Raw genomic sequence first — 24,297 nt, forward strand, 5'->3', positions numbered from 1 at the left:
GCCCAAGCATACGGACGTAATGGGTATTTCATCAAATACCCGGCAAGCTCATGTTAACGTCGCGCGATTGCGCCATGGCCACTCAATCCCAGAGAGAAAGCATGCTACAACGCCCCCTGACAACCGTGGTTCTGGCCGCGCTGCTCGCCTCGTTCGCCCACGCTGCGGTGGCCGCGCCCCCGTGCTGAGCGCGTGCCAACCCGCCAGCTCGAACCCGACCTCCAAATCGCTGCTCGCCGCCGCCCAGCGCCACCTCGGCGACCAGCCCGACGCCCTGCCCCATCTGCACACCGAGGGCACGCTGCCCAACCAGGGCATCCGCGAGCAAAGCATTGCCGCCGAGAAGGACTGGCCGGTGATGCGCCAGGCGGCCCTGGCCTGGCGCCTGAGCCGTGATACGCGCTACCTCAAGCAAGTCGACGACTACCTCAGCGCCTGGGCCAGCACCTATCAGCCGGATTTCAACCCGATCGACGAGACCAACCTCGACATGCTGATGGGTGCCTACGCGCTCACCGCCAGCGACCTTCGCCCCCAGACCCGCGACGCCACCCGCGCGCTGCTGACCAGCCTGGGCAACGGCTACATCGAGCGCATCAAGCAATTCCATGGCGAAAAGAAAGCCACCAACACCAATAACTGGCAAAGCCACCGCGTGAAGCTGGTCACCGTGGCCGCCGCCGCATTGGGCGACCGCGAGATGCTGGAAGAGGCCTTTCGGCTGTTCCAACAACAGATCACCGACAACGTGCTGCCCGACGGCTCGGTCACCGACTTCCAGGACCGTGATGCCCTGCACTACGTGGTCTACGACCTGGAGCCGCTGGTGCAGGCGGCGTTGGCGGCCAAGCCCTACGGCATTGGCGGCAACTGGCTGGACTATACCGCCGCCCACGGTGGCTCCCTGAGTGAAGCACTGGACTGGCTTGCCCCGTATGCCAAGGGCCAGCGCAGCCACGAAGAGTTCGTGCACACCCACGTGCAGTTCGACAAAGACCGCGCCCGCGTCGGCGAGCCGGGCTACAGCGGCGAATGGAACCCGAAAAGCAGCAATACGCTGTACTGGCTGGCGGCGCAGTTGGACGCGCGGTATTTGCCGGTGGCTGAACAGCTCGCGCCCAAACCCTCGGACTGGATCAGCGCCTGTTATTTGAAGTGAGCCGTCCGTTAGACTGAGCCGACTCACCCATTCGAAGGATCGACAATGCTTATCGTATTCAGCGGCCTGCCCGGCACCGGGAAGACCACAATTGCCAAGGCCCTTGCTGTCCAGACCGGTGCTGTTTACCTGCGCATCGACACCATCGAGCAGGCCATCCGGGACGCAGGGGTCCTGGTACAGGGCGTGGGCAGCAGCGGTTATCAGGTGGCCAATGCGCTGGCGTTGAGCAATCTGGCTCTGGGCCAAAGGGTGGTGGTTGATTGCGTGAATCCGGTGGCTGAAAGCCGTCAGGCGTGGCGCGAAACCGCTCTGCGCGCGGGTATGCCGCTGGTGAATATCCAGGTGGTTTGCTCAGACCCACGTGAACACCAACGCCGGGTGGAAACACGCACCGGCGATATTCCCGGGCTCACGCCGCCCACCTGGCAATCCGTATTGGCCCATGAATATGAGCCGTGGCAAGCATCGCCGTTTACCGTCGACACCGCGCACGTGTCGCCCAGCGAGGCGCTGACAATGATCAGCGCGCAGCTCAGGGTTTAGAGCGCACTTTCCATCGCCTTCATCAACACCGGGTCCCGCCCGTAGATATCCGGCGCGTACAGCAATGCGCCCTTGCCATCGACCTGCACCGTCCAATACCCCAACAACACCGGTACCGGCGTCGCGAGCCGGAACTCGTGGGTGGTTTCTGTCGCCAGCAGTTCTTCGGTGCGGATCTTCTCTGCCGGGCTCACCAGCAAGTCCCGCAGTTGCAGCGGCTTTTCAACCCGCACACACCCGGAGCTGAAAGCCCGTGGCCCCTTGGAGAACAGCGGCTGGCTCGGGGTGTCGTGCAGGTACACCGAATACGGGTTGGGAAAGCGCAGCACGATCCGGCCCAGCGGGTTGCGCGGGCCGGCGCCCTGGCGCAGCAGGATGTTGCCGGGGTGCGACCAGTCGACCTGTTCCGGCGCCAGCGGGTTGCCCTGGCTGTCGAGCACCTGCAGGTTCTGTTGACGCAGGTATTCGGGGTTCAGGCGGATGGCCGGCAGCTTGTCCTCGCGCATGATGGTGGGCGGAATGGTCCAGGTGGGGTTCAGGGTCAGCCGGGTGATGCGCGACTTCAGCAGCGGCGTCTGGCGGTCGGCGCGGCCGACTTGCAGGCGGGTTTGCCACACCGGTACGCCGCCCTGGTAGAAGCTCAATTGCGCCGCTGCCACGTTGACGAGTACGCCTTCGGGCTCAAAGTCCCGGGACAGCCAGCGAAACCGTTCAAGGTTGATGCGCAACTGTTCGCGGCGAATCGCCGGGCTGATGTTCAGCTCGGTGACGGTACCGGGCCCGATCACGCCATCGGCTTGCAAGGAGTGGCTCAACTGGAAGGTCTTGACCGCGTTCACCAGTTCACCCCGGTACTGCGTACCGGACGAGGTGATGCTCAGGTAGCCGCCATTGACCATTCGCCGCGCCAGTTGCGGCACCCGCGCATCGTCCATGCCCGGACGCAACAGCGGGCCGCTGGCGACCGCGTCCCAATGGGGCAACGGTTGCTGGCGCAGTGCGGCGTAGGCACTGCGCAGGCTGAGGTATAACGGCGCGCTGGGGCGGGCCTGATCGAAGGCTTGGGGAATGTTCTGCAGGCCGGCCTCGGCCATCGCCAGCACCTGGGTGTCGGGGTCCTGGGCCGGTGGTTGCGAATGCCAGAGGGGTTCGAAGCGCGACTGCTGCAGGCGGCCGAAATGCAGGTCCTGCAGGGCTTGCAGGTATTGCTGGCTGCTGCCGATGTCGCTGCACAGCACGTTCCCCGTGGCCTCCAGCGAAGGCAGTCTATAGTGAGTCGGATCCAAGCCGTCATCGGCCAGCATCAGCAGTTGGGCTTGCAACGCGGTGCGGCGCTCACCCTCCGACCAGAGCACCACGTCCCCCTGCTGCTGATAAAAAGCCTGCAAGCGCGCCAGTGAAGGGGCGTCGACTTGCCCGGCCAGGCCGGGGCAAACCGTCGACAATTGCGAGAGCGCCAGCTGCACCGGGGCCGGCGACACCACCAACAGGTCTTCGGCTGTCGCGACCAGCGGTGCAACGAGCAGGCAAATGCTCAAGTAACATGCGTGTTTTTTGAACAATCGCTTAGCTCCCATCCACGGCGGAGATGCTCTATACATGCTGACCTTTTGCTGCCGACTCGGCCTGATCATCTCGACCTTTGCCTCGCTGAGCACCGTTGCGCTCGCAGACACGGGTAAACCTCATACTCTGTATAGCAGCCTCGCCCACGCGGCTCCAGAACTCAACCCCGCTGTGCTTAAAAGTGCCCTCACGGCCATGCAGTGCGCTGTAGGAAACGGCCTTGAGCAGTCCGATCGACTGGCCGTCATCGACTATTCCCAACCATCGACCGCCCGTCGCCTGTGGATCTTCGACCTGCGCAAGAAGACGTTAGTGCTGCGGGACCTGGTGGCCCACGGGCAAAAATCCGGGGAAAACTTTGCCACGCAGTTCTCCAACCGCGAGGGCAGCTACCAGTCCAGCATTGGCTTGTTCCGCACCCAGGAGAGCTACGAAGGCGCCCATGGCTACTCATTGCGCATGGACGGCCTGGAGCCGGGGTTCAATGACCGTGCGCGGGACCGCGCCATCGTGATTCATGCCGCCGAGTACGTCAGCCCCTTGTGGAGCAAGCGCGAAGGCCGCATCGGCCGCAGCCAGGGTTGCCCGGCCGTGCGCCCGCAAGTGGCGCGCCAGGTGGTGGATAAGCTCAAGGACGGCCAGTTCATGTTTTCCTGGTACCCCGACCAGCGCTGGCTGAAGTCCTCGGCCTACCTCAACTGCAAGCCACGCCAGATGGCGAGTGCCGGCACCGTCAAAGGCGGTTGATGGTCTCGCCGTTGCCGTGCACCATGCGGCTCACGCCACCAGGAACTTCACCGTGTTCCTGGGCTTGATGAGAGAGAGACCCTAGATGCTTTTACATCAATCCACCTGGATCGAGATTGGTCAGTTTCTGGAACGCAGCCGCAGCATCGTGATTCCCATCGGTTCCAACGAGCAACACGGCCCCACCGGCCTGCTGGGCACCGACTGGATGTGCCCGGAAATCATCGCCCATGAAGCGCAAAAAAACGCCGACATCCTGATCGGACCGACCTTCAATATCGGCATGGCGCAACACCACCTGGGCTTTCCCGGCACCATTTCCCTGCGCCCTTCCACCTTTATCGCGGCGATTGGTGACTGGGTGCGCTCGCTGGCGGGCCACGGTTTCGAAAAGATCCTGTTCCTCAATGGCCACGGCGGCAATATCGCGTCGATCGAAGCGGCGTTCTCCGAGCTGTACGCTGAAGCGAGCTTCACCGGGCGCCCGTCGGGTTATGCGCTGAAGCTGTGCAACTGGTGGGACCTGGAAGGCGTGAACGAACTGGCGCATCAGCAATTTCCGGTCGGCCACGGCAGCCATGCCACGCCGTCGGAGATCGCGGTGACCCAATGGGCCTACCCGCACGCGATCAAGTCGGCTGACTACTCGCCGCAAATCGCCAACACGGGCCCGATCCGCGAAGCCCGCGACTTCCGCGCCCGCTTCCCGGATGGCCGCATGGGTTCGGACCCGGCACTGGCTACCCCGCAAAAAGGCGGTGAGTTGGTGGCGTTGGCGGCAAAAGGCCTGGTGAAGGCGGTCGATGCGTTCAGCAGCGAGCCAAAGCCGAGCTGATTCATTCGCTCAAGGCAATGAAGATCAAATGTGGGAGCTGTCGAGCCCCAGCGAGGCTGCGATGGGATCACCTCGGTGTCACTGTAAGACCGCAGCGATGCCATCGCAGCCTCGCTAAAGCTCGACAGCTCCCACACTGGATCCGCGCCAGTCGATTACAGGCAATCCCGCGCCGCATGTTCGAAACGCGACGGCTTGAACGGCGACGCCACCGGCTTGCGCTCGTACAGGAACACCTTGCCGCCGTCCTGCGCCTTGTAGACCTCCAGAATGTTGTCTGCGGCGATCTTGCTGCTCACCACGATCCGGGCGTGCCGCGAGTTCTGCGTCACGGTGGCGGTCATCTCGTATTTCTCGAACTTGGGCACCACGCACTGCACATAGGCCTCGGGTTCCTTGGCAGTTTGCAGGGTGAGGGTTGGAGCGTTGGGGGCGGACGCACAGCCCGTCATCAAAACAGAAGCAAAAGCCATCGCAGGCACTAACAACACGCGCATAAAAAATCCTGAAAAATAGAAGAAGTGGGCTAACCGGCGGCGACCAACGCCTTGAGCGAGGCATCGAACTGTTTCAATGCATTCAACTGAACGTCGCGCTGCTGCCCAATCTGTGCAGCGATCTGGGGCGCCGTTTTGTCATGTACCCATACAGAAGGCAAGTGCATTTGCATCGAACCCTCGGCTTTGGCGATGTATTGCAGGTCAATGTCATAGAATTTGGCCACAAACCGCGCCTCCACCACGTCATTGCGCTGGGTCAACAACTGGTTGTAGGTGTCGAGCAGCACCACCACATCCGGATGCGCCTGCAAGAGTTCATCAAGGGTGTCGTAACGGGTGACCGAGGCAAAGGTGTGCCGCAGGGACGTCATCAGCCAGTCAATCGCCAGGTCCGGGTCGGAGCTGTCGACAAACGCCTGGCGAATTTCCTCGTCCAATTGGCCCTTGGCACCATTGACCGCCATGTCGTGGTAGCGCGCCAGGTACTGCAGGTTATCGAGGGTGTTGTCGCTGTAGAGCACGCCGACCGATTGCGAGTGTTGCAAACTCAGCGGGCTGGCGGCGATGGGCGATAAATGACTGGCTTGCAGGCCCCCGGCCACCGCCGACGCAGCTGCGCCAATCCCGCTCATCAGCAGCGCCACCAGGGCCAATCCAGTAAAAGTCCTCATCGCAGGGTCCTTGCACATCATTTCCGATGAAGGCAATTGTCCTCCTTTTCCAGAAAAACAGAACTCGCAATACTTGATGGTGACTATTATCTGGAGCAATAGTGTCGTGCAGGCCGCCCCACACAAAATGATAAGGAATGCCTATGAACCCCCATCAGAAAACCTTCGACCGCATCCGTGAAGCCGTGCTGCCGGAATTTCGCGACCGGGTTGCCGAGTACCTGGTCGATTATGAGGACGTGCTGCTGCACAACGCCGCAGAACCGGAAGTGGTCTACGCCATCGCCCAGCAACTGCGCGGGTACTTGCGCGGTTTGAACACCACCCGGGTGCTGGGCATGGCCGACTGGGAGGACCTTGACCGCCGGGTGGTACAGACATGGCTGGTGTTGCTGGAAGCCGAATAGCCGCGCGCAACGGGCTCAGCGGATATCCACGCGGTAACGGAAGTGTTCGGCATGGCCACGGCCGCGTCGCAACTCCAGGGGTTGGCCGGCGTAATCCCGGGCCAGCCGCTCGATCACCATCACCGGGCTGCCCACCGGCACCTGCAGCCAGCGCGCCCACACCTCATCGATGGACTCGGCGGTAAGGGCTTCCTCGGCAGACGCCACGACCTGCCCGCAGACCTCTTCGTAGGTCGGGTACAACAACAAGCCCTGACGGGTCAGGTCGACGTCCAACAGCGCCTGGAAGCGCGCACGCGGCAGCCAGATTTCCTCGGCCAGTACCGGCCCGGTGTCCAGCACGTGCACCCGCACGATGCAAATCACCGGCGCATCCGGCTCCAGCCCCAACACCTCGCTTACCGACAACGGCGCCTTCACCGGCTTGACCGACAGGATCCGGCTCTGTGGCAGCTGGCATTCTCCGCCCGGGCCCTGGAAGCGGAAACACCGGAACAACGACGATTGAAACTTCGGGCGGCGCACAAACGTACCCCGGCCTTGTTGGCGTTCCAGGATGCCTTCACCGACCAGCGCCTCGATGGCTTTACGCACGGTGCCGGTGGACAGCTGGTATTGGGTGGACAGCACCGCCTCAGGGGGAATCGCCGCCCCGGCTCGCCAGTGGTTATTGGCAATCTGCTCAATCAGATGATCCCGAAAGCGTTGGTACAGCGGCAGGCGGGAGTCACTCGACAGTATATTCATGGACCAGGATTCACTTTGTAATTGAGAAGGTGACTACAGCGACGGTCGTGCCTGCTTGACCCATTCCTGGACCGAAGGCCGTTGCCATTGGCGCCGGGCGTACGCCACCAGGTTGGCGGGCACGCTGTCACCGTTGAGGATCAGCCGGTTGAGCATCACGGCCAGGTCCACGTCGGCAATCGACCACTCGCCGAACAGGTAGTCGCGCCCGTCAGCCAGCAGCGCCTGTGCCGCGCTGATCAGCTTTTGCGCTGCCGATTGCGCTGCCGCCGACAGCGGCTCGCCCTTGAGCCCGTAAAACACCACCAGGGTCGAACGCTCCTGGCGGATCGGCATCAGGTCACTGCGCAACCACGCCTGAACCTGGCGCGCCCTCGCCCGCTGGCGAGGTTCTGCCGGGTACACCGGGACCTGTGGGAACACTTCTTCCAGGTACTCGGTAATCGCCGAGGACTCGGACAACGCAAACTCACCCTGCACCAGGGTCGGTACACGCCCGGTCAACGACAACTGGGCGAACGCCTCGGACTGGTTCTCGCCCGTGTCGAGGTTCAGGGTGACCAGCTCGAACTCCAGGCCTTTTTCCCGCAGGGTCACGAACGCCGACATCGCGTAGGGGCTGGTGAAGTGGGCGTCAACGTACAGGCGTAGCGAGCGATTGTTCACGACGGGATCTCCTTGGCTGGAACGCCACACTACGAGATCCCGGGACGCAAATGAAATGCAGGGTTTTTATGGGGGCATTCCTGTCTGGAATACCAGCGATAATGGCAATACTATGGCGTCTAGCCACCCTGCCCTTTACACCCAAAAACAGATCAAGGAACGATCAATAGATGAAACAAGCGGTAGTCGTCATCCACGGCATCGGCGAGCAGCGCCCGATGGACACCCTGCGCAGCTTCGTGGAAGCGATGATCCCGGCGGACACCCCCGAGGCCACGCCGTTCTACTGGAGCAAACCCGACCGTTTTTCGCGCAACTTCGATTTGCGCGTGTTGAAGTCGGCGGGCCGCAACACCACGGATTTCTACGAGTACTACTGGGCCCACAAGATGCAGGGCACCAAGGTCGGCCACCTGCTGAGTTGGCTCTGGGACATTTTCAAGCGCCCGCGCCGGGATATTCCCACCGCCATCGTGCCGATCTGGCGCGCCACCCGCTGGACCGTGCTGGCCCTGCTCGTGCTGCTGGTCAGCGGCACCCTGGCGACGCTGTATGGCCGGTTCCCCCACAGTGACAATCCCTTTGCCCTGATCCCGGTGCTGCTGGCGGTGATCGGCCTGGGCTTGAAGTACTCGGCGCTGTCGTACCTCGGCGACGCCGCCCGCTACCTGAGCCCCAACCCGCAGAACGTGGCGGTGCGCGAACAGATCCGCGCCGATGGCGTCGACCTGCTGCGGGCCCTGCACGACAAGGGCGACTACGACCGCATCATCGTCGTCGGCCACAGCCTGGGCAGCGTGATTGCCTACGACATCGTCGGCTACCTGTGGCACGAACATCACGACCAGTTGCATCCCACCAGCCCGGAACTCGCCGACCGCTACGCCAACCACGAGCGCCTGCAACCGGTGGTCCAGGACACGCTGCCCAAGGCCGGAAACGCCCTCGACGGTCGCCTGCAAAGCCTGCTGCGGTTTCGCGAGCAACAGGCCGAAGCCTTTATCGAACAACGCAACCTCGGCAACCCGTGGCGCATCACCGACCTCGTCACCGTCGGCAGCCCCATGGCCCACGCCAGCCTGCTGCTGGGCCGCAGCGTGAGCGACTTCCAGCGCCGCATCGAACGCCGCGAAGCGCCCGCCTGCCCGCCCACACTCGACGAAAAGGGCTATGGCTACAGCGGCCGGCTTTCCCTCACGGTGGGCCAGCGCCCCTTTTCACCGCTGTACCTGCACCACGCCGCCGCGTTCGCCGTGACCCGCTGGACCAACCTCTATTTCCCAGCGCCAATGGGCCTGTTTGGCGACATCGTCGGCGGCCCGGTCAGCCCGGTGATGGGCGCCGGCGTGCTGGACCTGCCGGTCACCGTGGGCAAGTGGAAAGGCTGGCTGGCCAAGTCCTGGCTCAGCCACACCCACTACTGGAGCGAACGCGGCGGCAAGCAGGGCTACCTCGGTAAACTGGCCACCGATGAGGCGGCAATCACCCTCGGCGAACGCCCGTCGGCGACGCAAGCGCTGCGTTGGGCGATCGATCTCAAAGGTGTTCGGCGTTTTCGCCAGGCGGGCGCCAGGGACATCGTGGCCGAATCAGAGGCCTAGCCCGAAAAGCCACCGCTCTCCAGAAACGCCCGCTCCTCTTCTGTCGTGACCCTGGCCAGCACCTCATTACGATGGGGAAAGCGCCCGAACCGCTCGATGATGCGGGCATGCTCTTTTGCCCAGTGATAGGTATTGGCATCGAGTTCCTTGTTCAGCGCCACCGACAATTGCTGATCCTCGGGGTCTTCAGAATGCTCGAACGGCAAATAACAAAACGCCCGCAACGGGGTTTCAATCAACGTGTCCATCCCCGCCTCGACCATTTGCCGCGCATACAGGCGCGCCAGCGGGTCGGTGGCGAACATATGCGCCGTGCCACGAAAGGTATTGCGCGGGAACTGGTCCAGCAGCAACAGCAACGCCAACGCGCCTTCAGGTGATTGCATCCAGCCCTCCAGCTCACGCCGGGCCGCCTGTAAATGCAACGTGTAAAAAGCCTCCCGAAAGCGCTGGTCAAACGCCTCATCCTTGGCAAACCACAGCTTGGGCCCCGCTTGCTTCCAGAACTCAATAACCGCCCGCGATCCATTTTCCATCGTCGTCACAACCCTCTCCTCACTCACGCCCCAAATTTCATCATCACTCTAAACAAAACCTTTAAAGTTTCGGAATGTGTCTGAATGTTTCTACTGCACAAAGGTATTGTTGATGATCCTACGCCTCGCCCAGATTTTCAGTGACTCCAACACCCAGGTTCGCACCAAGCTGTTTGGCATCTACGGGGTATTGATCGGCATTAACGTGGCCGCCTGGGTTTGGGCGCTGGTGGCGTTCCATGATCATCCGGTGCTGCTCGGCACGGCGCTGCTGGCCTACGGTTTCGGGCTGCGGCATGCGGTGGATGCTGACCATATTGCTGCCATCGACAACGTCACCCGCAAGCTGATGCAGGAAAACAAACGCCCGGTGGCGGTCGGGTTCTTTTTCTCCCTGGGGCACTCTTCGGTGGTGGTGCTGGCGTCCATTGGCGTCGCGTTTGCGGCGTCGGCGATGCAGGACCGGTTTGAAGGCTTCAAGGCCATCGGCGGAGTGATCGGCACGTCGGTCTCGGCCTCGTTCCTGTTGGTGATCGCCTTGATGAACCTGGTGATCCTGCACGCGATCTACAAGGCCTGGCGTCATGTGCGCCAGGGCGGCGCGTACGTGGAGGATGACTTTGACCTGTTGCTGGCAGACCGTGGCTTTATGGCGCGGCTGTTCCGCCCGGTGTTTCGCCTGATCAGCCGCAGCTGGCACCTGTACCCGCTGGGTTTCCTGTTCGGCCTGGGTTTCGACACCGCCACCGAGATCGGCCTGCTGGGGATTTCTGCAACACAGGCATCACAGGGTCTTTCGCCGTGGGCGATCATGGTGTTCCCGCTGCTGTTCAGTGCCGGCATGTCCCTGGTGGACACCCTCGACGGTCACCTGATGCTGGGGGCGTATGGGTGGGCGTATATGAAGCCGATCCGCAAGATCTACTACAACATGACCATCACCCTGGTGTCGGTGGTGGTCGCGGTGGTGATCGGCAGTATTGAAGCGCTGGGGTTGATTGGTGACCAGCTGGATTTGAAGGGGGCGTTCTGGGGCTTTATCGGCGCGCTGAACGACAGCTTCGGGATGCTGGGCTACATGATCATCGGGATCTTTGTGGCCAGTTGGGCGATCTCGGTAATGCTGTATCGCCTCAAGGGGTTTGACCGGATTGAAGTGAAGGCGGGTTGACCTTTTGGCTGTGCAGCCTGTTCCAGCTGGAGGTGTGGTGCAGGGACTTTTGTGGCAAAGGGGGCTTGTTGTGGTTAGCGGGGCTTGTTGTGGCGAGGGGGCTTGTCCCCCGTTGGAGTGCGCAGCGCTCCCAGCTTTTTTGGGGCCGCTGCGCAGCCCAACGGGGACAAGCCCCCTCGCCACAGCAAGCCCCCTCACCACAACAAGTCCCCTCGCCACAAGGTATTCATAGGTTTGGGCGGCTTAGAAATCCACCGTCGCCGATAACTTCACGGTCCGCGGCTCGCCCTGGGTCAGGTAGTTATTGGCCGTCGACGCCGACGACCAATACGCCTTGTTCGCCACGTTCTCCACGTTGGCGCGCAAGGTGATGTACTTGTCGTCGGCCTTGAAGCCATACCGCGCGCCCAGGTCGACGCGGGTCCAGGCCGGAATGCTCAGGCTGTTGGCGGCGTTGACGTATTCGCCCCCGGTGCGCAGCATCCGTGCGCTGACCGCCGCGCCCTGGAGGCCCGGCACGTCCCAATCCGCGCCGACGTTGTACTGGAAGCGCGGCACGCCGGCGGCGCGGTTGCCGTCGGTGGCGCCGTTGGAGGTGCTCTTCTGTTCGGTGTCCATCCAGGTGGCGCCGGCCAGCAGGCGCAGGCCGTCGATGGGCTCACCGAACACGTTGAGTTCTACGCCTTTGTTGATCTGCTCACCGTCGACAGTAAAGGTGTCGAGCCGCTGCCCCGGGAAGCGGGTGGTGGCATTGTTCGGCTGTTCGATGCGATACACGCCCAGGGTGGCGCCGTAGTTTTCCCAGTCCAGCTTGACCCCGGCTTCCGTCTGCTTGCTGCGCTTGGGCGGGAATACCTCGCCGGGGTTGGTGACGTTCGTGAGCGGTGCCGTCGGGCCCTGGGCCAGGCCTTCAATGCGGTTGGCGTAGAACGACACGTGCTCCCACGGCTTGATCACCAGGCCATAGACCGGCGTGGTGATGGACTCCGAATACGGCGTGCCCCGCACACCGGAGGCGGTGTTCCAGCTGTCCACCTCGATCGTCTGGCGCCGCACCCCCAGGGTCAACAGTACCCGATCATCAATAAAGCCCAGGGTGTCGGACACCGCCGCACTCTTGATCCGGTTCTTGCCCACAACCCGCGGGTCGTGAATATCACTGCCGAAATAGGTGTTGGTCGGCCGCGGTGTTTGCGTCGGGTTGTACAGGTTGCCGGGTTGACGGTTCGCCACCAGGATCGCCTCATAAGCCGAGCGTTGCTCGCCCCAGATCCCCGACAGCCCGAGGTTCATCTGATGGGTCACCGGCCCGGTAGCGAAGTGGCCGTTCAAGCCGGCCATTGCGCTTTTGTTGTCTTCGTCGTGGGGCGAATACAGGAAGCCCACCTTGGCGCTGCCATCGTTGCCGACATACAACGATGAATACTGGCCGTTCTCCCGGGTGTGCTTGGCGCCGCCTGCGGCGTAGGCCGTCCAGTTATCGTTCAAATCATATTCGGCATTCACCATGCCGTAGGTGTCTTCCAGCTCCGACCAGCTCCAGTTCTGGGCGTAGTTGTCGTTGGCCGACGGCGCATGGGGCACCTGGGTACCGGTCGGGTACACCACCGCACGACCGTTATTGATGCGCTCTTTCTGGTAGCCAAAGTCGGTGGAAACCCGCAGGCGCTCGCCGCGGTAATCCAGCGCGACGGCAATCAACTGCGAGCTTTTGTTTTCGTCATCCACGCCGGTGTCGCCACCGTGCCTGGCCAGGTTGACCCGGGCGCCGAAGCGGTTGTCTTCGCCAAAGCGCTGGCCGAGGTCCAGGTGGCCGCCGGTCTGGCTGTCGCTGGCGTAATCGAGCGTCACGCTGCGGGTGGGCGTATCTTCGGCGCGCTTGGGCACAAGGTTGACGCTGCCGCCGATCCCGCTGCCCGAGGGCGACACGCCGTTGACGAACGCGTTGGGGCCCTTGAACAGCTCCACCCGCTCCAGGGCTTCGGTGGTGATGATCTGCCGGGGCAGCACGCCGTACAGGCCGTTGAAGGCGATGTCATCGGTGCTCAGCGGCAGGCCGCGAATGGTGAACACCTGGGAGAAGTTACCGAACCCCGCCGACTGGCGCACCGAGGCGTCGTTGAGCAGCACGTCGCCGACTGTTCGCGCCTGCTGATCGGCGATGGTTTTCGAGGTGTAGCTGACCACGCTGAAGGGCACGTCGCTGATGGACCGGTTGCCCAGCACGCCCAGGCGTGCCGAACGTGCCACCTGGCCGCCGCCGTACGTGTCCGCCTGCGCCCCGCTCGCCTCGCCGCTGATGGTGGTGGCGCCCAGCTCCAATGCGCCACCGCTGGCCTGAGGCACCACGGTGTAGCCATTGGCGCCGGTGCCCTGCAGGGTATAACCGCTGCCCTGCAGCAACTGGGCAAAGCCCGATTGCGCGCTGTAGCTGCCTTGCAACCCCGGGCTCTGTTGATCGTTGAGCAGCGTGGAATCGAACGACAACGGCACCCCGGACAGTGCTGCAAACTGCGCCAGCACATTCCCCAGCGGCCCCGGCGCGATGTTGTAGCTGCGCGCCGCACTGCTTTGCGCCGCGTCTTCTGCCTGCGCGCTTTGCAGCGGCGCGATGGCCGCCAGGGCGACTGCCAGGCTCAGTGCTTTCAGGGGGCGGGGGCAGTTCGGGAGCGATCTGGCGGTCATGGGCATTCCTGTCGGCGCGGCGCAAAGTTGAGGGTTCTCCCCTACACCGAACGACAACGAAAAAGGTATCAGCGAACGTTGAAAAAAGTTCAGCGCGGCTCGACCGTCACCCAATACCCGGTGAGGCTGCTGACCGTGACCGGCAAGGTTTCCTGCAACAGGTGCAGGCTGGCGTCGGTATCGTGCAGGGAAAACGCCCCCGACACGGTGAGGTTGGCCACCGAGTCATGGCAGCGCAGCACGCCGGCGCGATAGCGCCCCAACTCATCCAGCAAGTCCGCCAGGCGCATGTGCTGGGCCAGGAGCATGCCGTTTTCCCAGGTCAGGGCGCTGATGTCCAACGGCTCCACAGCAGCCACACCGTCTGCGCTGAAGGCGCCCTGCTCGCCCGCCTTGACGATCACGCCCTGGCTGGCATGCTCCGGCAGCAACTCCACCGCACCTTCGGTCACCGCCACTCGGCTGCGCTGCTCACCCACCCGCACACTGAACCGCGTGCCCAAGGCCCGGGCGGTGCCGTGGCGGGTCTGGACGATAAACGGGCGGTGGGCTGCGTCCTTGGCGGTGGTGATCAACACCTCACCCTTGAGCAACTCGATGCGCCGTACCTGCTCGGAGAACGCGATGTTCAACGAGCTGCCGGTGTTGATCAGCAAACGCGTGCCATCGGGCAAAGTAAGGTTCTTTTGTTCGCCGATCGCCGTGTGCTGGTCGGCGGTCCATTGCTGCCAGGGTAACTGCCGATACGCCAGCCAGGTCGCCGGGCCTGCCGCCAGCAACAGCCCGAGCGCCTGGCGTCGGCCGAGGGGCTTCTTGCGGCCGATGCGCTTGAGGGTATCGCCGGCAATCGCCGCCGGCACCGTGTTGAAATCCCCCAGAATCGCCTGCGCCCGTTGCCAGGCCTGCGCGTGCTGGGCGCTGCGGCCCTGCCATTGGGCGATGGCGCGGCGGTCTTCGTCGGTGGCGCTGCCGGACTGCAACTGCACCATCCAGTCGGCGGCTTCACCGAGGATCAGCGGATCGATCGACTGGCTCATGCCACGCTCAGGCAGGCCAGGAAGGCGTCGCGCATGTAGCGTTTGACCGAGATCAGCGACACGCCCAACGCATCGGCGATCTGCTGATAGGTCAGGCCGTCGATCTGCGACATCAGGAACGCCTGGCGGGTCTTTTCCGGCAGGTCCCGCAACATCGCCTCAATGCGGTACAGCGCTTCGAGGATCAACCAGCGGGTTTCCGGCGACGGTACATGCTGCTCGGGCAGGTGCGCGATGGTTTCCAGGTAGGCGCGCTCCACTTCCTGGCGGCGCCAACTGTCGATCATCAAGCCCTTGGCGATATGGGTGAGCAACGCCCGTGGTTCGGCGCCCAGGTTGCTGCTGGCCTGGCGGGTCAGCAGGCGCATAAAGGTGTCGTGGGCCAGGTCGGCGGCATCGCTGGCGTTGCCCAGCTTGCGGTCCAGCCAGCGGTACAACCATCCATGGTGTTCGCAGTACAGGTCCTGGATATGCAGATTGAGGGGAGACGACATGCCGATCACCGGGGCGCGCCGGAGCGGTGAGGCTCAAGCGTAATTAAGAATTGATCGCATTCTAATCTGCATCGGCGGTGCTGGCAATTTCACGGTTTTTTGAGCGCTGGAAATTCCTGTGGGAGCTGGCTTGCCTGCGATGGCGGTGTATCAGTCGCCAACGATGCAAGCGGGTCCGCCGCTATCGCAGGCAAGCCAGCTCCCACATTTCTGGTCTTCACCCGGCGTGTTATACCGGGTGCCTGGATCACGCCAGTTCAGCCCGCAGTTGACGCGCCGCCGTCACCATGTGAATCAACGCCGCTTCCGTCTCCGGCCAGCCGCGGGTTTTCAAGCCGCAATCCGGGTTGACCCACAGGCGTTCAGCCGGAATACGCTTGGCCGCCTTGCGCAGCAGGTTGGCCATTTCCGAGGCGTCCGGCACCCGGGGCGAGTGGATGTCGTACACGCCCGGGCCAATGTCATTCGGGTACGCGAAGGCTTCGAACGCGTCCAGCAGCTCCATGTCCGAGCGCGAGGTTTCGATGGTGATCACGTCGGCGTCCATGGCGGCGATGGACTCGATCACATCGTTGAACTCGCTGTAGCACATGTGGGTGTGGATCTGGGTTTCGTCACGCACACCGCAGGCGCACAGGCGGAACACTTCGGTGGCCCAGTCGAGGTAGTGCTGCCACTGCGCCCGACGCAACGGCAAGCCTTCGCGGAAGGCGGCTTCGTCGATCTGCACGATCCTGATGCCGGCCGCTTCCAGGTCCAGCACTTCGTCACGAATCGCCATCGCCAGTTGGCGGGCCTGCTCTTCGCGGCTCACGTCTTCGCGCGGGAACGACCACATCAGCATGGTCACCGGGCCGGTCAGCATGCCCTTCATCACTTTGTTGGTCAGGCCCTGGGCATAGCGGATCCACGCCACGGTCATGGCGTTCGGGCGACTCAGGTCACCGAAAATCACCGCCGGTTTCACGCAACGCGAACCGTAGCTCTGCACCCAGCCGAAGCGGGTAAAGGCATAACCCTCCAACTGCTCGGCGAAGTATTCGACCATGTCGTTACGCTCGGCTTCACCGTGCACCAGCACGTCCAGGCCGAGGTTTTCCTGCACGTCTACCGCGTGACGAATCTCGCTGTGCATGGCTTCGACGTATTCGGCTTCGCTCAACTTGCCGGCCTTGTACGACTGGCGCGCCAGGCGGATCGAGGCGGTCTGCGGGAACGAGCCGATGGTGGTGGTCGGGAACAGCGGCAGGTTCAGGCCGGCACGTTGTTTCTCGATACGCTGGGTAAACGGCGAGTGACGCTGGCTGTCTTTGGCGGTGATCGCCGCCACACGCGCTTGCACAGCCGGCTTGTGAATGCGCGGGGAAGCGGCACGGGCCGCCTGTACGGCGCGGCTTTCGGCCAGGGCGGCCACCACGCTTGGCGCTTCAGGCTGATTCACGGCCTGGGCCAGTACGGCGACTTCTTCACACTTTTGCACCGCAAACGCCAGCCAGCTTTTCAGCTCGGCATCCAGTTTGTCTTCACGGCCCAGGTCCACCGGGCTGTGCAGCAAGGAGCAGGACGGCGCCACCCACAGGCGATCACCCAATCGCTGATGAGCGTGCTGCAAGGTGGCCAGGGCTTTTTCCAGGTCGCAGCGCCACACGTTACGGCCATTGACCACGCCCAGGGACAGCACCTTGTAAGCCGGCAGGCGATCCAGGATGACCGGGTACTGATCCGGAGCGCGCACCAGGTCTATGTGCAGGCCGTCCACCGGCAGGTTGGCGGCCAGGCCGAGGTTCTCTTCCAGGCCGCCAAAGTAGGTGGCCACCAGCTTCTTCAGCGGGTCGCGCTGGATCAGGTTGTAGGCGCGCTCAAACGCATTTTTCCAGTCCTGTGGCAGGTCCAGGACCAGGATCGGCTCGTCGATCTGCACCCACTCCACCCCCAGGTCCGCCAGGCGCTGGAAGATCTGGCCGTACAGCGGCAGCAGGCGGTCCAGCAGGTCGAGCTTGTCGAAATCGCCGCCCTTGGCCTTGCCCAGCCACAGGTACGTCAGCGGGCCGATGACCACCGGCTTGACGGTGTGACCCAGGTCGCGGGCCTCCTTGACCTCTTCGAACAGTTGATCCCAACCCAACTGGAACTGCTGGTCGGCGCTGAACTCAGGGACCAGGTAGTGGTAGTTGGTGTCGAACCACTTGGTCATCTCCTGGGCGTGGGCACCGCCGCAGCGGTTGTCGCTGACGCCACGGGCCATGCCGAACAACGTGTGCAGGGTGGCTTTGCCGTCGACCGGGCGGAAGCGTTCAGGGATCACACCGAACATCAATGAGTGCGTCAGCACCTGGTCGTACCAGGCGAAGTCACCGACAGGCAGCAGCTCGATGCCGGCTGTCTTTTGCAGGTCCCAGTGCGCCTTGCGCAGCTCGCGGCCTACGGCGCGCAGACCGGCTTCGTCGAGTTCACCCTTCCAAAACGCTTCCTGCGCTTTTTTCAGTTCACGATCGCGACCAATGCGCGGGAATCCAAGGGAATGGGCAACGGCCATGACGTAAAGCTCCAATGCGTGGGTATGGGAGCCATTGTCGAGACGAGGTGATAGTGAGACAAACTCATTTTATTCCAGATGATCACAAGTTCCACTCATGATGACCGGATGAGTCTTCGGTTTTGCTTATCACTGAAATAGCCGGCAGCGTCTGTTTTGACACCTGCCCGCTCAGCATACTTTTGCTTCCCGAACACCCCAGGAAGCCCTCACATGGAACAGCATCCGCCGCTGACCACCCTCCTCGTTCACCTCACCGCCCTGGGCGTGGCCATCCTCGGCATCGGCAGCCTGGCCGTGTTGATGGCCTGGGCCGGGCGCCTGATTTTCTAGGTCAGTCGGCCGCAATATCAGCGCTCAAGGTGCGGATCAGCGCCTGCGCCTGAGCGTCCCGCTGCGCGGTATACAGCACCACTTCGCGACTGGGCAGCGGCGGCAGGTCGAAACGCTGCTCCACGTCGACGCAGCCACTGGGCGCCATCCGCCCCACCATCGCACCGATGCCAATCCCCGCCACCACCGCAGCACCGATCGCCAGGATGCCGCTGCCCACAAACGCCTCTTCCCAGGCACGGTTCTGCTCGGCCAAGGCCGCCATCACCATGCTGCGCATGCCGCAGGGTTCCGGCTGGATCGCCAGGGGCAACGCCCCGCCCTGGCGCAATTCGAAATCCCGTGAAGCCATCCAGCCAAAGCGTTCGACGCCCACCACTTCACCGTCCTGGCGACGGTTGTCGTGGCGCAGGATCATCGCCACATCCAGCTTGCCTTGCTCGTAGCTCATCAGCATGTCCCGCGAGGTGCCGAGGCTGAACGCGACGATGACGTCCGGGTCGGTGGTGGCCAACCGTCGCAGCCACAGGCTGAGGTCGGCGCCGACAATGTGATGGCTGACGCCCACGCGCAAGGTGCGTTTCTGCGGGCCAAAACAGTTCATTGCATCCTGGTAGTTGTCGAGCAAACGCCGGGCGCTGGCGAGGAACATCTGGCCATGGGCCGACAGCGTGACCCGCCGCGGCGTGCGCTCCAGCAGCTTGCGGCCGAGGTTGTCTTCGAGGCGCTTGATCTTCAGGCTGATGGCGGCCTGGGTGCCGCCAATGGCATCGGCGGCGCGGGTGAAACTCTGGAGTTCGGCGACCAGGACGAACGCCTGGATGGCGTCGATATCGGGCATTTTCATGGATAGACTGACGCTGGAAAGTTAAGCGGTGACGTTAGCATGCCGCGCCTGCTGCCCAAACCACTGCATGATCAGCGCGCAGCCCGGGTGCGAGGCGGCCGATGGCTGCAAGCACAACGCATACACCCCGCCGGTCGTCAGTGGCTCTCCAAACGGCACCACCAGCACACCGCGCTCGATCGACTCCGCCGCCAGCGTCAGGTCGGTCATCGCCACCCCAAGCCCGCGCGCGGCGGCGTCCAGTGCCAGCTCGTCGAGGTTGAACGGGATGTGCCGATAATCATCCAGCGACCGCGCACCGTTGGCGGCCAGCCAGGTCATCCAGTCCTGTTTGTCGGCCGAGCGATGCAGCAGCGCAAAGTTCGCCAGCTGTTCCATTGCAACCAATGGACCCAACCCCGGCGCGCAGACCGGCACCAGCGACTCGTGGAACAAGGTCAGGCGCGCAGGGTCGTTGTCGGGTTTGGGCAGGTAAAGAATATAGGCGTCGCTGTCACTGGCCGGCTCAACCACCTCCGTGGCGACGGTCTCAATCGCCAGGGAAATATCGGGATGGTTGCGATAGAAGTCGCTGAGCTTGGGCAGCAGCCAGCGCACCGCCAGCGACACATGCAGGCGGATGCGAAACGGGCGTTTGTGCGGCGAAAGCCGGTCCTCCAGACCCTTCAGTTGCGCCAGGATGCTCCGCGCGCTGGCCAGCACCTGTTCACCCTCGGCGGTCAGGCGCAGGCTGCGACTGGTCCGGGTGAACATCGGCACGCCGAAGTGGCTTTCCAGTTGCTGGATCTTGCGGCTCACCGCGCTTTGGGTCAGGCACAGCTTCTGTGCCGCCACGGTGAAGCTGGCGCAGTCGCTGACTTCCACCAACGCCTGCAAGCCTTGCAACGAGGGCACATGACGGATGTTATCCATGCGTTTTCCGAATGGCTGGATGATTTTATAACGTTGGTTGTATCACCCCAGGCCCTATAGATTCCAGCTGTCGCCCGAACTTAGTCATGCGAACAACGCATACAGCCGAGGATCATCATGGAAAACACCTGTGGCTGGATTGCCCAGACTGAAAGCCTCCCCGTCCGGGACCGACTGACCGGCGTGCAGAAAGCCGATTGGCTGGTGATCGGCGCCGGGATCACCGGTTCATGTGCAGCCCATCACCTGGCGGAGATGCACCCCGAGGCCCGCATCGTGATTGTCGACCGCCAGCGTGCAGCCCAAGGCGCCTCGGCGCGTAATTCGGGTTTTGTGGTGGCCCATGAGCACCCTGCTGAAAGTGAACTGATGGGCAACGCAGGCTTCACGGATTTCGAAGTCGACACCTCGATCTCCCGCGTCGCCAGCGACGAGGTGCGCCAGCGCATCGCCCGCCATGCCATCGACTGCGATTTCCGGGACAGCGGCTACTTCTTCGCCGTGCATGATCCCGACAAGCTCAATCATGTGGAGGCCAAGCTGGCGACCTTGCGGGCAGTCGGCGCTTCAGCGCACTTCCTGGAAGGTGAGGCGCTCGCGCAAACACTTGGCACCGAGCATTACCAGGCCGCCATCTGGTGCGGCAACGGCAACGCCCTGCTGCAACCGGCGAAGTACGTGAAGGGTTTGCTGGAAGCCCTGCCCGACAACGTCACGCTTTTTGAGAACACCGACATCACCAGCCTTGAGCGCATGGCCAATGGCGGCATTCGCGCCAACGGCCTGGACGCCTGCATTGAAGCCGGCCAGGTGCTGGTGTGCCTCAACGCCTTTATTCCACGGGTGGGCCTTGAGGCCAGCGCGACGTTCCCGATGGAACTCAGCGCCAGCCTCACCCGCCCTCTGAGCGACGAGGAATACCGTCGTATCGGCGCGGTGGAACCGTGGGGCGTGCTGTCCACCCGGCCACTGGGCGCCACCGTGCGCCTGACACCGGACCGTCGGGTGATGATCCGCAATACGGCGGAATACCGCACCCGCGACCTGTCCAACGGCGAGCTGCTGCACCGGCGCCAACACCATGTGAAGGGCTTGCAACGGCGCTTCCCGTGGCTCACCGAACAAGACATCCACTACACCTGGACCGGCCACCTGAGCGCATCCCGCAGCGGGCAACCATATTTCGCGAAGGTCGAAAACAACCTGTACGCCGTCGCCGGCTGCAATGGTTCGGGCGTTGCCCGCGGCACGCTGTGGGGCCGGCTGCTCGCCGAATGGGCGTCGGGCCAGGCTTCCTCGCTGCTGCAATCCGTGATGCACCGGGCGCAACCCGGCTGGCTGCCTCCCCGCCCGCTGTTCGACATCGGTGCCCTGCTGCGTATGGGCGTGGAAACGGTGCGGGCGCGGACCGAAATCTAGAACAAAAAAACCTCAACAAAGGTGATTCACATGCACATCAACAGTCTGTCCCTGGCGGTTATCCTCAGCGCGCTCCCGGCAGCCAGTTACGCCGCCGAAGAGGTGAACATTTCCAACTGGAACGGCTACATCGCCGACGACACCTTGACCCGTTTCACCCAGGCGACCGGGATCAAGGCGACCTACGACATTCACGACAGCAACGAGGTGCTGGAGTCCAAGCTGATGACCGGCAACACCGGTTATGACGTGGTCAGCCCGTCCAACCATTTCCTGTCGCGGCTGATCAAGGCCGGGGCCATCCAGAAACTCGACCGAAGCCAGTTGCCCAACTGGAAAAACCTCGACCCGCTGCTGATGAAGAAGCTGGAGACCAACGACCCCGGCAACCAGTACGGCTTCCCCTATATGTGGGGCACGGCGGGGATTGGCTACAACGTCGAGAAGATCAAGGCGATCTTCGGCAACACCGACGTCACCCATTCCTGGAGCCTGTTTTTTGATGAAAACAACATCAAAAAACTCAGCGCCTGCGGCGTGGCAATCATCGACAACCCCACGCAGATCCTGCCGATCACCCTCAACTACCTGGGCTTGCCGCACCACAGCCACGAACCGGCCGACTACAAAAAGGCCGAGCAGGCACTGTTGAAGATCCGACCCTACATCCAGTACTTCCACGCCTCCAAGTACATCAGCGACCTGGCGAACGGCAATATCTGCGCGGTGATCGGTTTCAACGGTGACGTGGTGCAAGCCGCCGCCAGCGCCAAGGAGGCGAAAAACGGTATCAACATCGCCTACTCGATCCCGGACGAAGGCTCGACGTTGTGGCTGGACATGGTGGTGATGCCCAAGGGCGCGCCCCACGAGAAGAACGGCTACGCCTACATGAACTACCTGCTGGAACCGAAGGTGATTGCCAACATCAGCAACAGCATTCACTACGCCAACCCCAACAGCGCGGCGGATGAGTTTGTGACCCCGGAGGTAAAACAAGACCTGGCGATCTACCCGCCGAAGAGCGTGATGGACAAGCTGTTTATCGTCGAGGACCTGCCGCCGGCGATCGCGCGGTTAGCGACGCGGTTGTGGACGAAGTTGAAGACCAATACGTGAGACCGGACTTGCTCCAGGCTCATGGGAGAGCGTTATAGTCACTCCATTGAGCTTGGGATTGAATCAACATGGAAGGACTTCACCAAGGTAGCTGCCTGTGTGGCGCAGTCAGCTACAGAGTATCCACACCGCTGAAAGCCGTGACTCATTGCCACTGCAAAAAGTGCCAGAAGGTTCATGGCGCCGCGTTTGCGACGTACGCGAGCGCCCCGAAATCGTCGGTGCACATCACGTCTTCGCTGCAAACGCTCAAGGCTTACGAATCTTCCGAGGGTGTGTTTCGTGAATTTTGTTCACACTGCGGCTCGCCGCTGTTCTGGTCTGATGCCAACGGCGCTTACCCCGACTGGATTTCGATAGCGATCGCCACACTCGATACACCCTTCCTTCCTGGCAAGCAGAAGCACTCCTGCGTTGAATCCAAGGCGGGGTGGTTTGAGCTGGAAAATAGCAATGGGTGAACCAACGAATGGGTTGTCGATACGCGCAATCTCGGTATTGCCCGAACAAATCCAGGCACTGGAAACAGAGGCGATAGCTGAAGGTTTCAGGTTTCTAACGCGCCTGATTGCAGAATGGCATAGCGGCACCAACCGTTTCGCTCGACCCGGCGAATGTCTGTTGGGCGTATTCAGCAACAGGCAGTTGATCGCCATTGGCGGGCTGTCCCATGACCCTTACGCCGGGCCGGACGTCGGCAGACTACGCCGGGTGTACGTCGCCCGGGCTTCCAGGGGGCGCAATGTGGGCAAGGCCCTGGTCAGTCGGCTTCTGGAACACGCTGCGCAGCGGTTCAGTGTTGTGCGCTTGTCTACCGACACCCGAGAAGGCGCCGCCTTTTACCTGCGCTGCGGGTTTGAGCCGGTAATGGATGAGCACGCAACTCATGCCAAACCATTAAGTGCCCAGAAGCATTAACAGACTTCAGTCAATCAACCCATCAGCGTCATAAAACGGATACGGCCCCGGGTAGTCCCCGAATACGCCGTTGTGGCTGACCAGCCCTTGCTGTTCATCCCAACGGTGCAAGAGATAACCCGCAGGCTCCAGGTTGAAATGGGCCGGTGCGGCCTCTTGCAAATCCAGCACGATCTGATGGGACGTGCCCGGGCATACACAGCTCACACTGCCGCCGAAACGTCGCTGCATCGGCCGGTGCAAATGCCCGCACAGCAGGCGCTCCACCTGTGGGTGACGGGCGATGACCGTTTCCAGCGCGGCGGCGTTACGGAACGGCTCGCGGTCCATATGGCCGATGCCGCTGATAAACGGCGGGTGGTGCAAGATCAACAGGGTCGGCACGTTAGGGCGCAGCGCCAGTTGCTCATCAAGCCACTGCAATTGGCTGTCCAGTAACTGGCCGCCATGGGCACCGGGAATCGTCGAGTCCAGGCCAATCAAGCGCACCGGGTAGTCATCCACCACCCAGTCCAGCGGGCCGTCGGCGCCATGCGGCAAGTAAGCGTGATCGCTGAAGGCATCAAGTAAATGCTGGCGGTGGTCGTGATTGCCCGGCACCAGGTAGCAAGGCATCTGCAAACGGGCCAGTTCGGGGTGCAGCACGGCGTATTCATCGGCGCGACCGAAGTCCACCAGGTCGCCGCTGACCACCACGATATCGGGCCGTGGGTAGCTGGCATTCAAATGGTCCACCGCACGGCGCAATGCACCGAGGGTGTCGACCACGCCGTAGGTCAGGCGCTGGCCGGCTTTAAGGTGCAGATCGCTGATCTGCGCAACAAGAAACGGACGGTTCAAAATAG

At 62.6% G+C, this 24,297-nt stretch carries 24 protein-coding genes; 11 read left to right on the forward strand and 13 right to left on the reverse strand.

Annotation, left to right across the window (positions count from 1 at the left end):
- The first annotated feature begins 181 nt into the window (after positions 1 to 181).
- Positions 182 to 1,159: an alginate lyase family protein gene (locus tag JFV30_RS15275; RefSeq protein ID WP_342215120.1), complete on the forward strand. Its 978-nt coding sequence runs from the start codon at positions 182 to 184 to the stop codon at positions 1,157 to 1,159.
- Between the two features lie 45 nt (positions 1,160 to 1,204).
- On the forward strand, positions 1,205 to 1,705 hold the full coding sequence (locus JFV30_RS15280) for an AAA family ATPase (protein WP_201124493.1): 501 nt from the start codon (positions 1,205 to 1,207) through the stop codon (positions 1,703 to 1,705).
- Here the strand turns inward: JFV30_RS15280 and JFV30_RS15285 are convergent.
- The gene (locus JFV30_RS15285; RefSeq protein WP_201124494.1) at positions 1,702 to 3,267 is read right to left on the reverse strand and encodes a L,D-transpeptidase family protein; all 1,566 of its coding nucleotides are present in this window, start codon (positions 3,265 to 3,267) and stop codon (positions 1,702 to 1,704) included. The two genes, JFV30_RS15280 and JFV30_RS15285, sit on opposite strands and share 4 nt — an antisense overlap.
- A 37-nt stretch (positions 3,268 to 3,304) precedes the next feature.
- On the opposite strand from JFV30_RS15285, the gene JFV30_RS15290 reads away from it, so the two are divergent.
- Positions 3,305 to 4,018 (forward strand): murein L,D-transpeptidase catalytic domain family protein, encoded by a 714-nt coding sequence (locus JFV30_RS15290; protein ID WP_010171825.1) that lies wholly within the window; start codon positions 3,305 to 3,307, stop codon positions 4,016 to 4,018.
- A gap of 85 nt (positions 4,019 to 4,103) precedes the next feature.
- On the forward strand, positions 4,104 to 4,853 hold the full coding sequence (locus JFV30_RS15295) for a creatininase family protein (protein WP_201124495.1): 750 nt from the start codon (positions 4,104 to 4,106) through the stop codon (positions 4,851 to 4,853).
- Positions 4,854 to 5,008: 155 nt separating this feature from the next.
- On the opposite strand, the gene JFV30_RS15300 is transcribed toward JFV30_RS15295, so the two are convergent.
- On the reverse strand, positions 5,009 to 5,350 hold the full coding sequence (locus JFV30_RS15300) for a hypothetical protein (protein ID WP_169388821.1): 342 nt from the start codon (positions 5,348 to 5,350) through the stop codon (positions 5,009 to 5,011).
- A gap of 29 nt (positions 5,351 to 5,379) precedes the next feature.
- Positions 5,380 to 6,024: an ATPase gene (locus JFV30_RS15305; protein ID WP_169388822.1), complete on the reverse strand. Its 645-nt coding sequence runs from the start codon at positions 6,022 to 6,024 to the stop codon at positions 5,380 to 5,382.
- 143 nt (positions 6,025 to 6,167) lie between these two features.
- Here JFV30_RS15305 and JFV30_RS15310 point away from each other — a divergent pair, with 143 nt between their 5' ends.
- Positions 6,168 to 6,431: a hypothetical protein gene (locus JFV30_RS15310; protein ID WP_010171830.1), complete on the forward strand. Its 264-nt coding sequence runs from the start codon at positions 6,168 to 6,170 to the stop codon at positions 6,429 to 6,431.
- A 15-nt stretch (positions 6,432 to 6,446) separates the two neighbouring features.
- Here JFV30_RS15310 and JFV30_RS15315 read toward each other — a convergent pair whose 3' ends face one another.
- Both JFV30_RS15315 and yfcF read right to left on the reverse strand, forming a co-directional pair.
- Positions 6,447 to 7,178: a GntR family transcriptional regulator gene (locus tag JFV30_RS15315; protein ID WP_010171832.1), complete on the reverse strand. Its 732-nt coding sequence runs from the start codon at positions 7,176 to 7,178 to the stop codon at positions 6,447 to 6,449.
- 33 nt (positions 7,179 to 7,211) lie between these two features.
- Positions 7,212 to 7,844, reverse strand: coding sequence for a glutathione transferase (gene yfcF / locus JFV30_RS15320; RefSeq protein WP_169388824.1), 633 nt, complete (start codon positions 7,842 to 7,844; stop codon positions 7,212 to 7,214).
- A gap of 170 nt (positions 7,845 to 8,014) precedes the next feature.
- Here yfcF and JFV30_RS15325 point away from each other — a divergent pair, with 170 nt between their 5' ends.
- Complete coding sequence (locus JFV30_RS15325) at positions 8,015 to 9,445, forward strand: hypothetical protein (RefSeq protein ID WP_201124496.1); 1,431 nt, start codon at positions 8,015 to 8,017, stop codon at positions 9,443 to 9,445.
- Here the strand turns inward: JFV30_RS15325 and JFV30_RS15330 are convergent.
- The gene (locus JFV30_RS15330) at positions 9,442 to 9,981 is read right to left on the reverse strand and encodes a DUF924 family protein (RefSeq protein ID WP_169389392.1); all 540 of its coding nucleotides are present in this window, start codon (positions 9,979 to 9,981) and stop codon (positions 9,442 to 9,444) included. The genes JFV30_RS15325 and JFV30_RS15330 overlap by 4 nt on opposite strands.
- 112 nt (positions 9,982 to 10,093) lie before the next feature.
- Between JFV30_RS15330 and JFV30_RS15335 the strand changes: the two genes are divergently transcribed.
- On the forward strand, positions 10,094 to 11,152 hold the full coding sequence (locus tag JFV30_RS15335) for a HoxN/HupN/NixA family nickel/cobalt transporter (protein ID WP_201124497.1): 1,059 nt from the start codon (positions 10,094 to 10,096) through the stop codon (positions 11,150 to 11,152).
- A gap of 243 nt (positions 11,153 to 11,395) precedes the next feature.
- Here the strand turns inward: JFV30_RS15335 and JFV30_RS15340 are convergent, their stop codons facing one another.
- The 6 genes from JFV30_RS15340 to JFV30_RS15365 all read right to left on the reverse strand — a co-directional run bounded on the left by JFV30_RS15340 (position 11,396) and on the right by JFV30_RS15365 (position 19,996).
- Complete coding sequence (locus JFV30_RS15340) at positions 11,396 to 13,837, reverse strand: TonB-dependent receptor (protein ID WP_201124498.1); 2,442 nt, start codon at positions 13,835 to 13,837, stop codon at positions 11,396 to 11,398.
- Between the two features lie 89 nt (positions 13,838 to 13,926).
- The gene (locus JFV30_RS15345; RefSeq protein ID WP_201124499.1) at positions 13,927 to 14,874 is read right to left on the reverse strand and encodes a FecR domain-containing protein; all 948 of its coding nucleotides are present in this window, start codon (positions 14,872 to 14,874) and stop codon (positions 13,927 to 13,929) included.
- Entirely contained in the window at positions 14,871 to 15,368 is a 498-nt protein-coding gene (locus tag JFV30_RS15350; RefSeq protein ID WP_201124500.1) for a sigma-70 family RNA polymerase sigma factor, read from the reverse strand. Before JFV30_RS15350 ends, JFV30_RS15345 begins: the two co-directional genes overlap by 4 nt.
- Before the next feature lie 247 nt (positions 15,369 to 15,615).
- Positions 15,616 to 17,904: a 5-methyltetrahydropteroyltriglutamate--homocysteine S-methyltransferase gene (metE, locus tag JFV30_RS15355; RefSeq protein ID WP_201124501.1), complete on the reverse strand. Its 2,289-nt coding sequence runs from the start codon at positions 17,902 to 17,904 to the stop codon at positions 15,616 to 15,618.
- A 334-nt stretch (positions 17,905 to 18,238) separates the two neighbouring features.
- Positions 18,239 to 19,084, reverse strand: a complete 846-nt coding sequence (locus tag JFV30_RS15360) for a LysR family transcriptional regulator (protein WP_029615953.1) — start codon at positions 19,082 to 19,084, stop codon at positions 18,239 to 18,241.
- A 21-nt stretch (positions 19,085 to 19,105) separates the two neighbouring features.
- A complete protein-coding gene (locus JFV30_RS15365; RefSeq protein WP_201124502.1) occupies positions 19,106 to 19,996 on the reverse strand; it encodes a LysR substrate-binding domain-containing protein in 891 nt (296 codons plus the stop codon).
- Positions 19,997 to 20,113: 117 nt separating this feature from the next.
- Between JFV30_RS15365 and JFV30_RS15370 the strand changes: the two genes are divergently transcribed.
- The 4 genes from JFV30_RS15370 (at position 20,114) to JFV30_RS15385 (ending at position 23,452) form a co-directional block, all read left to right on the forward strand.
- Positions 20,114 to 21,415 carry an NAD(P)/FAD-dependent oxidoreductase gene (locus JFV30_RS15370; protein WP_201124503.1) on the forward strand — a complete coding sequence of 434 codons (1,302 nt, stop codon included), beginning with the start codon at positions 20,114 to 20,116 and terminating at the stop codon, positions 21,413 to 21,415.
- 30 nt (positions 21,416 to 21,445) lie between these two features.
- Entirely contained in the window at positions 21,446 to 22,534 is a 1,089-nt protein-coding gene (locus JFV30_RS15375; RefSeq protein WP_169388832.1) for a polyamine ABC transporter substrate-binding protein, read from the forward strand.
- Between the two features lie 68 nt (positions 22,535 to 22,602).
- The gene (locus tag JFV30_RS15380; protein ID WP_201124504.1) at positions 22,603 to 22,995 is read left to right on the forward strand and encodes a GFA family protein; all 393 of its coding nucleotides are present in this window, start codon (positions 22,603 to 22,605) and stop codon (positions 22,993 to 22,995) included.
- The gene (locus JFV30_RS15385; RefSeq protein WP_010171854.1) at positions 22,988 to 23,452 is read left to right on the forward strand and encodes a GNAT family N-acetyltransferase; all 465 of its coding nucleotides are present in this window, start codon (positions 22,988 to 22,990) and stop codon (positions 23,450 to 23,452) included. Before JFV30_RS15380 ends, JFV30_RS15385 begins: the two co-directional genes overlap by 8 nt.
- Before the next feature lie 6 nt (positions 23,453 to 23,458).
- Here JFV30_RS15385 and JFV30_RS15390 read toward each other — a convergent pair whose 3' ends face one another.
- On the reverse strand, positions 23,459 to 24,292 hold the full coding sequence (locus JFV30_RS15390; RefSeq protein ID WP_201124505.1) for a phosphodiesterase: 834 nt from the start codon (positions 24,290 to 24,292) through the stop codon (positions 23,459 to 23,461).
- Positions 24,293 to 24,297 lie beyond the last annotated feature (5 nt).

Origin of the sequence: Pseudomonas sp. TH32, from assembly GCF_016650855.1 — a bacterium.
In the GTDB taxonomy this organism is placed as follows: domain Bacteria; phylum Pseudomonadota; class Gammaproteobacteria; order Pseudomonadales; family Pseudomonadaceae; genus Aquipseudomonas.

Coding starts and splice junctions, on each gene's coding strand:
- JFV30_RS15290 (WP_010171825.1), top strand. CDS start 3,305: ATGCTGACCTTTTGCTGCCGACTCGGCCTGATCATCTCGACCTTTGCC.
- JFV30_RS15310 (WP_010171830.1), top strand. CDS start 6,168: ATGAACCCCCATCAGAAAACCTTCGACCGCATCCGTGAAGCCGTGCTG.
- JFV30_RS15360 (WP_029615953.1), bottom strand. CDS start 19,084: ATGAAAATGCCCGATATCGACGCCATCCAGGCGTTCGTCCTGGTCGCC.
- JFV30_RS15325 (WP_201124496.1), top strand. CDS start 8,015: ATGAAACAAGCGGTAGTCGTCATCCACGGCATCGGCGAGCAGCGCCCG.
- JFV30_RS15315 (WP_010171832.1), bottom strand. CDS start 7,178: ATGAATATACTGTCGAGTGACTCCCGCCTGCCGCTGTACCAACGCTTT.
- JFV30_RS15385 (WP_010171854.1), top strand. CDS start 22,988: ATGGGTGAACCAACGAATGGGTTGTCGATACGCGCAATCTCGGTATTG.
- JFV30_RS15340 (WP_201124498.1), bottom strand. CDS start 13,837: ATGACCGCCAGATCGCTCCCGAACTGCCCCCGCCCCCTGAAAGCACTG.
- JFV30_RS15345 (WP_201124499.1), bottom strand. CDS start 14,874: ATGAGCCAGTCGATCGATCCGCTGATCCTCGGTGAAGCCGCCGACTGG.
- JFV30_RS15280 (WP_201124493.1), top strand. CDS start 1,205: ATGCTTATCGTATTCAGCGGCCTGCCCGGCACCGGGAAGACCACAATT.
- JFV30_RS15365 (WP_201124502.1), bottom strand. CDS start 19,996: ATGGATAACATCCGTCATGTGCCCTCGTTGCAAGGCTTGCAGGCGTTG.
- JFV30_RS15295 (WP_201124495.1), top strand. CDS start 4,104: ATGCTTTTACATCAATCCACCTGGATCGAGATTGGTCAGTTTCTGGAA.
- metE (WP_201124501.1), bottom strand. CDS start 17,904: ATGGCCGTTGCCCATTCCCTTGGATTCCCGCGCATTGGTCGCGATCGT.
- JFV30_RS15300 (WP_169388821.1), bottom strand. CDS start 5,350: ATGCGCGTGTTGTTAGTGCCTGCGATGGCTTTTGCTTCTGTTTTGATG.
- JFV30_RS15350 (WP_201124500.1), bottom strand. CDS start 15,368: ATGTCGTCTCCCCTCAATCTGCATATCCAGGACCTGTACTGCGAACAC.
- JFV30_RS15330 (WP_169389392.1), bottom strand. CDS start 9,981: ATGGAAAATGGATCGCGGGCGGTTATTGAGTTCTGGAAGCAAGCGGGG.
- JFV30_RS15370 (WP_201124503.1), top strand. CDS start 20,114: ATGGAAAACACCTGTGGCTGGATTGCCCAGACTGAAAGCCTCCCCGTC.
- JFV30_RS15335 (WP_201124497.1), top strand. CDS start 10,094: ATGATCCTACGCCTCGCCCAGATTTTCAGTGACTCCAACACCCAGGTT.
- JFV30_RS15305 (WP_169388822.1), bottom strand. CDS start 6,024: ATGAGGACTTTTACTGGATTGGCCCTGGTGGCGCTGCTGATGAGCGGG.
- JFV30_RS15375 (WP_169388832.1), top strand. CDS start 21,446: ATGCACATCAACAGTCTGTCCCTGGCGGTTATCCTCAGCGCGCTCCCG.
- JFV30_RS15380 (WP_201124504.1), top strand. CDS start 22,603: ATGGAAGGACTTCACCAAGGTAGCTGCCTGTGTGGCGCAGTCAGCTAC.